The sequence below is a fragment of the Micromonospora sp. NPDC048830 genome, assembly GCF_043198215.1.
In the GTDB taxonomy this organism is placed as follows: domain Bacteria; phylum Actinomycetota; class Actinomycetes; order Mycobacteriales; family Micromonosporaceae; genus Micromonospora.
Window position 1 is genome coordinate 1 of record NZ_JBICUP010000095.1, and the last position, 7,481, is coordinate 7,481.

Here is a 7,481-nt window from a genome sequence, read left to right on the forward strand (position 1 = left end):
GTTTCTGACCTTCGACAAGCCAGAAACCTAGACGGGACACGGCGTGCCCTGTTGATCAGGGCGTCAACCCACCCACGAGAACATCACAAGAGCCCTTATAAGGCTGTCCTTTCCCATGGCGACGAACGCCTCACGGCGAGGATGGGCGGGTCTGAGATGCCAGTGCTGCGGTGCAACGACGCCCGTGCTGGGGCCTGCTGGCGATGGTTTGCGCGGATTGCTTGATGCTAGGCGCCGATCTGTCGCTCATATACAGCGCGGTGTTTCCCTGGCCCCTTGTAGTTGTAGATCACGGACACGCCCTGATCCGTGGTGTCTCCGGGAACGTTGCCAAAGCCCATGGCGAGCCAGGCTTTGTGCGCGGCGTGGTTGTCGGGTTCCGATGTGAGGAATAGGCGCTGGCATCCCCAGAGGGAGCCTTGGCGGTGAACTTCTTCTACGAGCGCCCGCGTGATTCCTATGCGGCGGTGGTTGGGGTGCGTCATCACGTCCTGCAGGTAGATCTCTGATGGGTCGACCTGGCTTCGGAAGGCGATCACGCTGCCGACGACCTGTCCGGCGGTGATGGCGAGTGGGCAGGTGTTGGCGAACAGCGTGGCGTACAGCCAGTAGTCCGATGAGCCACGCAGCCTGATGTACGGCTCTCCCAGTGCCAGCAGTTTCTCGAGGTCGGGGATCCGGTCGACGGTGAGCGGGGTGATGATCATGAGCGGTTTCCTTCGGTGAGCGCGATCGATGCGGCGAGGTCCCGCGCGGCGACGGCGGGTTCCAGGGAGTCGGTGACTCCGCGACCGACGACGAGGATGTCCCATGAGCGTCGTCTGCTGGCTTCGACGTCGGTTGGTTCGAAGCCGCCGGAGACCGCGACCGGAAGTTTGGTCCACGACCTGATGAGTTGTGCCTGGTCGAGAGGGTGGAAGCCGGCTACGCCCAGGTCGATGTTCGTGGTGGCAGTCCTTCGACGAACTGCCCGGCGGTCCGTCGCGGCTCCGCCCGCACGAACCGGTCAGCGACAGGCGCCACCGCCTCGTCGAGGATGACACGCCACCGGTCAAGGTCTAGGCTGTGGCCCACGGCCATCGCGCGATCTTCGGTTGTCCTCACAAACCATCGATGATCAATGCGGTGGCCGTCCTCATGCCCGCGCCACGCCCAACGCCGAAGCCAAGTGACGTTGGAGTACTAAACGCAACGGTGTTGTGTCTCAGCAACATCCATGATCACGCCAAGGCCGTCTGCTGTCCACAGTGCACGGATTGGCTCGGAGCCAAACCCGCAGCTCATCGGGCCGACAGGTTAAACGACAAGCTCAGGGTGTCCACATCTCAGGGGGAAGCCCACAAGCCCTACGCACCGACTCCACACCCCAGCTTGACAGAGGAGCTATGTACAGTCCCTTCCGATGTTCCTCAACCCCCTGTTCGCGCTGGGCGCCAACATCGACATCAATCGGTACCCTTGAGCACGCGTCTGCGTGATGGGGAGAGGGAGGACTGTGGCCGCCGCTGGATGGTTGCCGGGGATCTTGGCTGCCCGGGCCGAGGAGGAGCCGGATCGGGTTGCCTACCGGTTTTTGGTTGGCGGTACGAGTGGTAGTGCCGTGAGCTGGAGCTATGCTGAGCTGTACGAGCGGGCTTCGGCGGTTGCCCGGTTTGTGGAGCCCGGGACGCGAGTTGTTCTGGCGTTGCCGCCGGGGCTTGGCTACGTGGCTGCGCTCTTCGGGGTGCTGCAGGCCGGGGCTACGGCCGTACCCGCCTATCCGCCGGCGTCGCGGCGGACGGCCCGGCGCGTTTCCGCGATCGTCGACGACTGTGCCCCGTGTGTGGTGATCGCGGAGTCGTGCGAGGCGGTGGCGGATCTCGGCGTACCGGTCATCGTTGCGCCGGTCGGAAGGTCGGAGCCTGCCCGCCGCGTCCCGGATGAGCCGCCGTCCGCACCGGCCGTTCTGCAGTACACCTCAGGGTCGACGGATGATCCGAAGGCCATCGTGCTCACCCACGCCAATCTGGTGAGCAACTGTCGCGCGATCTCGGAGCGGATCGGTGAGGACCCGGAGCGGGTAGGGGTTTCCTGGCTGCCTCCTTATCACGACATGGGGATGGTCGGGACCCTCATGCTGGCGCTGTACGGAGGCTGGCCGTTGGTGATGATGTCGCCCGGGCACTTCGTGCAGCGACCGTCCAGGTGGCTACAGGCGGTCTCGGACTATCGGGCCACGATCTCGGTCGCGCCCAACTTCGCCCTCGAGATGTGCGACGCAGAAGACGCGGTCGACCTGTCGAGCCTGCGGCACCTCTTCTGTGGTTCGGAGCCCATCTCACCCGCCGTGCTGCGCCGCTTCCAGGAACGCTTCGAGCCGTACGGCTTCAACCCCGCCGCGTTGATCCCTTGTTACGGGCTGGCCGAGGCGACCCTGATGGTGACCGCCCGGGCCGAAGGCGACCCGCTCCGGTTCGAGCGCCTCGACGGGACTGAGATGGTCAGCTGCGGCCGCCCGGCGAGCGACGTTCAGTTACGCATTGTCGAGCCCGACTCCGGACGCGATCTTCCTGAGGGCGAGGTCGGGGAGATCCGGGTGTCCGGGCCCGGAGTCGCGGCCGGCTACCACCAAAGGCCGGAGCTGACGGCCCGGACGTTCGAGGCGGGGATTCTGCGCACAGGGGATCTGGGCTATCTGCGCGGAGGCGAGCTGTTCGTCACCGGCCGGCTCAACGATCTCGTCATCATCGCGGGACGAAACCTCTACCCGCACGACATCGAGCGGTCCGTCCTCGCGACCGACGCGCGGATCCGCCGGGCGGTCGCCTTCTCAGTGCCCGGCCCGACCGAGGAGAGGCTGGTGGTCATGGCCGAGGTCAGACGCGCCGACGAACTCGCACAGCTCGAGGGCCGCATCGTCGCGGCGGTCACGGCGGACCACGGCGTAAGGCCCTCGGACGTACGGCTCGTACGGCCCGGCACCATCGCGATGACCACCAGTGGCAAGCCACGCCGCCGGCATACCCGCGAGGAGTACCTGTCGGCGGGCACCCGATGATGCGGCGGTGGGCGTACCTCAACGTCCTGCTCTCGACCGCGGGCTTCGCAGGCGCGATTGTGCTCGAGGTCCTCAGCGGCTTCCACTGGTGGCATCTCGCGGTCTTTACCGGCATGTACCTCGTGACCTCGATCGGCGTCGAGGGCGGCCTGCACCGCTTCTTCACGCATCGGTCCTTCAGGGCTGGGCCGGTCCTGACCGCCGCGCTGGGAATCGCCGGGAGCATGGCGGCGCAGGGGACGATTCTGTTCTGGGTCTCGGTGCACCGCAAGCATCACGCCTTCGCCGACCGTGACGGCGACCCGCATTCGCCGAGGCCGCGGGGTCCGGGTCTGGCCGGTGCGCTGGCCGGCTTCTGGCACGGCCACATGGGCTGGCTGTTCACGGTGGACCAGACCGGCTGGGACCGCCGGGTCACCGACCTGCTGCACGACCGGCGGGTGATGACGATCGACCGCTATTACGCCTGGTGGGTCGGTGCCGGGCTCGTCCTGCCGGCTCTGGGTGCCTTCGCGGTCACCGGCCGCCCGGTCGACGCCCTTGCGGGGCTGCTGTGGGGCGGGTTCGCCCGCATGTTCGTGCTCGACCACGTCACCTGGACCGTGAACTCGCTCGGGCACCTGATCGGCAACCGGCCGCATCCGACGCGAGACGGCAGCGGCAACATCGCCGGGCTCGCGCCGATCACCGTCGGCGGCTCCTGGCACAACAACCACCACGCGCAGCCGTCGATCGCCCACAACCGCCAGAGCTTCTGGCAGCTGGACCTGACCGGAAGCGTGATCCGGGTGTTCGAGAAGCTCGGCCTCGCACACGAGGTGCGATACCGCGTGGGAAAAGCGAGGGAGGAGGAGCATGAATTTGGCTGAGGCCGGCATCGTCCGGCTCGACCCGCAGAGCCTGCGGATCAAACGGTTCTCCGCGCTTACCACCATGACACTGCCGCTGATCGGTACGGCGGTAGCGGTCTGGCTGCTCGTGACCGGCCACGTCACCGCCCTCGACCTGATCCTGTTCGGCGCGATGTACCTCGTACATCTCGGCGGCGTCACGATCGGCCTGCACCGGCTCATCGCCCACCGTGCGTTCAAGACGCGGCCGTGGGTGCGCGACGTCCTCATGGTGGCCGGTTCGATGGCCGCCCAGGGGCCGCTGCTCTTCTGGGTCGCCACGCATCGACGGCACCACAGGTTCGCCGACCAGGAGGGCGACCCACACTCGCCCAACCTCCACGGCACGGGCTTGAAGGCAAGGGCACAAGGCCTCTGGTACGCACATATGCCGTGGATGCTCAGCGAAGAGAACTCGAAGTGGTCCGTCTTCGCGCCCGACGTCCTGCACGACCGGCAGCTCGTGGCCCATCACCGGATGTATCCCGCCTGGGTGCTGCTCGGCCTCGCCCTGCCCACCGCGGTCGGGCTCGTGGTCGGCGGGAGCCTCGAGGCCGCGGGGACCGCGCTGGTGTTCGGCGGCCTGGCGCGTATCTTCGTCGCGAACCAGGCGGCCTGGTGCGTCGGCTCGATCTGCCACGCATTCGGCAGCCGGCCCTTCGCCACCCGCGACCAGAGCACGAACAACTGGTGGGTCGCCGTGGTGACCATGGGCGAAGGGCTGCAGAACAACCACCACGCGTTCCCCGGCTCGTACCGGCACGCCGTGCGGTGGTGGGAGCCCGACGTCAGCGGCTGGCTCATCGCCGGGCTCGGCCGGCTGCGCCTCGCCTGGGACCTGCACGAGCCGAGCGCGACGGCGGTCGCGCGCCGACGGATAGGAGATTGATGATGGCCTTCTTCAAAAAGGTGGAGAACCCGCAGGGCCCGTTGACCGTGGACACGCTGCGGACCTGGCTGACGAACTACGTCGCCGAGCGGGTCGGCGTGCCGGCCGCGGAGATCGACACCGCCAAGAACTTCGAAGACTACGGTCTCGACTCGCGCGCGGGAATCACGCTGACCGGGCAGCTCGAACGTCTCGTGGAGCAGCGCCTCTCGCCCGCTCTGCTGTTCGACTACGGATCGATCGACGCCGTGGTGGAGCACCTCGAGTCGCAAGGGATGCTGGCCCATGCCGGCAGTTAGCGTGCCCACCTCGCCCGGGGCGGACTTCCGCCACTTCATGGAGAAGTCCCGCCTGCTCGAGGGCGAGAATCTGACGACCGCGATACCCAGGGCGCTTTTCATCCCCCGTACCAGTCGGGGCCTGCTCGGATTTGGCGTCAGCCTTTCCCTGTACGCCGTTTCGATTGCCGGGATCGTGATCGCACCGCACTGGTACCTCTACCCGCCGCTCTGGGTCCTGGCCGGACTGGGCGGCTGGGGTCTGCATTGCATCGCGCACGACTGCGGACACGGGTCCTTCTCCCGTTCGCGGCGGCTCAACACCTATGTCGGGCACGTGGCGCTGCTGCCGCTGCTGTACCCGTACCAATCGTGGCGGCACGTGCACAACATGCATCACGCCCACACGAACAACCTCGAGCTCGACACCGACTGGCGTCCGGTGCCGGCGCAGATGTACGCCCGGATGCAGTGGTGGGAGCGGGCCGTGTACTCGGCGACGCGTACGTGGGCGTTCTGGGGTGGCAGCATCCGTTACTGGCTGGTGTCGGGGTTCCGTCCCGGCTTCTTCCCGAAGGCGTCGGCGGCCCGTGAGGTACGCCGGTCCATCGCCTTCACCGCCCCGGCCGGCCTCCTCCTGGTCGCGGGCCTGTTCGTGCTGGCGGGGTGGCACGGGTTCGTCGTCTGCTTCCTCGTGCCGTGGCTCGCGATCCACCTGTGGTTCAGCGCCACCACGCTGATGCACCACAGCGCCAGCGACCTGCCGTTCCTCACCTCCGAGCACTGGACCCGAAACGCCGGTCGGCTGCTGCTCACCACCGACTTCATCTATCCGCGGTTCCTCAACTTCCTGACCCACAACATCGCGGTACACACCGCACATCACGTGGCTCCGGCGGTGCCGTTCTATAACCTGCCCCAGGCCCAGGCCGCCCTGCGGGACGCCTATCCCGGCATGGTGCGCGAGGAGAGGCTGCGCCCGCTCAGCCTGTGGCGGATCCTGCGGGACCTGCACCTGTACGACGCTCGGAACGGCTTCTACGAGACGTTCTCCGGAGCGCCGGTGCCACCCGGGGGGAGCGGTTCGTGACGCTGGTTGGAATGGGACCGAGTGAGGCGCTGGCGCGGCTGTTCACCAGCGAGGGCAAGCGGGACCCGTACCCGTTGTATGACGCGTTGTGGCCGCTCGGGCCTGCCTTCCGGCTCGGGCCAGAGCTGGTCATGGTCCTCGGGTACGACGAGTGCTCGGCCGCGCTGCGCCACCGCGACCTGCTGGTCACCGACGCGGATGCGCACCTGCGTACCGGTCTGCTCGCGCACTCCACCTGGCAGTGCTTCACCAAGATCATGATGTTCAGCAACGAGCCCGACCACGGGCGGCTGCGCCAGTTCGCCGGGGACGCCTACTCGCCGCGGCAGGTCGCGCGCCTTCGCCCGGCCGCCGTCGACCAGGCCAGGACGCTGATCGCCGACCTGTCAGGACGCGTCGACCTGGTGGCGGCGTACACGTATCCGTTCACGATGGCGGTGACCGGCGACCTGCTCGGCATACCCTCGAGCGACCGGGACGCCCTGCGCGTACCCGTACTCGCCTGCACAACGGCGTTCGAGCCCATCCTCACCCAGGACGAGCTGGCCGCCGCCGACGCGGGCATGGACGTGCTCACGGACTATTTCCGCGAGCTGATCCGGCACCGGCGGCGGCACCCCTCGGACGACCTCACCGGCACCATGGTCCGGGACGGCGAGGCCACCGGCGCGATCTCCGAGGAGGAGCTCGTCGCCAGCCTGGTCCTGTTCCTCATCGCCGGCACGCAGACACCGAGCGACGTCATCGGCAACGCCGTCCAGCTCGTCGTCTCCCGGCGCCTGCCCGCCCATGACCTGGTCGCGGACCCGGGAACGCTGTCGGACTTCATCACCGAGGCCGTGCGCATCGACCCCGCCATCCACATGCTGACCCGCGTCGCCGCCCGCGACCTCGAGCTCGGCGGCGTCCACATCGCAGCCGGCTCACGGGTTCTGCTCACCCTGGCGGCGGCGAACCGGGATCCTCGACGGTTCGGGCGGCAGGACGAGTTCGACGTCGGCCGGGAGGGCAACGCGCCGCTGGCCTTCGGGCTCGGCACCCATTACTGCCTGGGCGCGAGCTTCGCCAAGCTGCTGGTCGACGTCGCGCTCGCCGAGCTGCTCCGGCGCTTTCCCGCGATGTCCCTAGCGTCCGAGCCGTCATATCGGGAGCAGCTCGTGCAACGCGGCCTGGCCGACCTGGTCGTCAATCTCGAGGGTTAGTACTGCAACGGCGGGTCGTGACTTATGGCGGTTCGAGTCGTTTGCGGTAGTGGGCGGCTCGGGCTTGTTCCTGGCGTAGGCGGCGGAAGTTGGAC

The 7,481-nt window shown here is 67.7% G+C and carries 7 protein-coding genes; 6 read left to right on the top strand and 1 reads right to left on the bottom strand.

Annotated features, from left to right (window positions below):
• Window positions 1–227: 227 nt before the first annotated feature.
• Complete coding sequence (locus tag ACGFIZ_RS33750; RefSeq protein WP_393427277.1) at window positions 228–707, bottom strand: GNAT family N-acetyltransferase; 480 nt, start codon at window positions 705–707, stop codon at window positions 228–230.
• A 788-nt stretch (window positions 708–1,495) separates the two neighbouring features.
• On the opposite strand from ACGFIZ_RS33750, the gene ACGFIZ_RS33755 reads away from it, so the two are divergent.
• Genes ACGFIZ_RS33755 through ACGFIZ_RS33780 form a run of 6 tightly spaced genes read left to right on the top strand, consistent with a single transcriptional unit; the run spans window position 1,496 to window position 7,386 of the window.
• Window positions 1,496–3,037: a fatty acyl-AMP ligase gene (locus ACGFIZ_RS33755; protein ID WP_393427281.1), complete on the top strand. Its 1,542-nt coding sequence runs from the start codon at window positions 1,496–1,498 to the stop codon at window positions 3,035–3,037.
• Window positions 3,038–3,096: 59 nt separating this feature from the next.
• Window positions 3,097–3,906 carry an acyl-CoA desaturase gene (locus ACGFIZ_RS33760; RefSeq protein ID WP_393427284.1) on the top strand — a complete coding sequence of 270 codons (810 nt, stop codon included), beginning with the start codon at window positions 3,097–3,099 and terminating at the stop codon, window positions 3,904–3,906.
• A complete protein-coding gene (locus tag ACGFIZ_RS33765) occupies window positions 3,893–4,816 on the top strand; it encodes an acyl-CoA desaturase (RefSeq protein WP_393427287.1) in 924 nt (307 codons plus the stop codon). The genes ACGFIZ_RS33760 and ACGFIZ_RS33765 overlap by 14 nt, the downstream gene beginning before the upstream one ends.
• On the top strand, window positions 4,816–5,115 hold the full coding sequence (locus tag ACGFIZ_RS33770) for an acyl carrier protein (protein ID WP_393427290.1): 300 nt from the start codon (window positions 4,816–4,818) through the stop codon (window positions 5,113–5,115). Before ACGFIZ_RS33765 ends, ACGFIZ_RS33770 begins: the two co-directional genes overlap by 1 nt.
• Entirely contained in the window at window positions 5,102–6,184 is a 1,083-nt protein-coding gene (locus ACGFIZ_RS33775) for a fatty acid desaturase (protein WP_393427293.1), read from the top strand. Before ACGFIZ_RS33770 ends, ACGFIZ_RS33775 begins: the two co-directional genes overlap by 14 nt.
• Window positions 6,181–7,386, top strand: coding sequence for a cytochrome P450 (locus ACGFIZ_RS33780; protein ID WP_393427296.1), 1,206 nt, complete (start codon window positions 6,181–6,183; stop codon window positions 7,384–7,386). The genes ACGFIZ_RS33775 and ACGFIZ_RS33780 overlap by 4 nt, the downstream gene beginning before the upstream one ends.
• Window positions 7,387–7,481: the final 95 nt, after the last annotated feature.

Excerpts from the sequence above, each read along its gene's own strand:
- ACGFIZ_RS33765 (WP_393427287.1), top strand. The coding sequence starts at position 3,893 with ATGAATTTGGCTGAGGCCGGCATCGTCCGGCTCGACCCGCAGAGCCTG.
- ACGFIZ_RS33770 (WP_393427290.1), top strand. The coding sequence starts at position 4,816 with ATGATGGCCTTCTTCAAAAAGGTGGAGAACCCGCAGGGCCCGTTGACC.
- ACGFIZ_RS33750 (WP_393427277.1), bottom strand. The coding sequence starts at position 707 with ATGATCATCACCCCGCTCACCGTCGACCGGATCCCCGACCTCGAGAAA.
- ACGFIZ_RS33775 (WP_393427293.1), top strand. The coding sequence starts at position 5,102 with ATGCCGGCAGTTAGCGTGCCCACCTCGCCCGGGGCGGACTTCCGCCAC.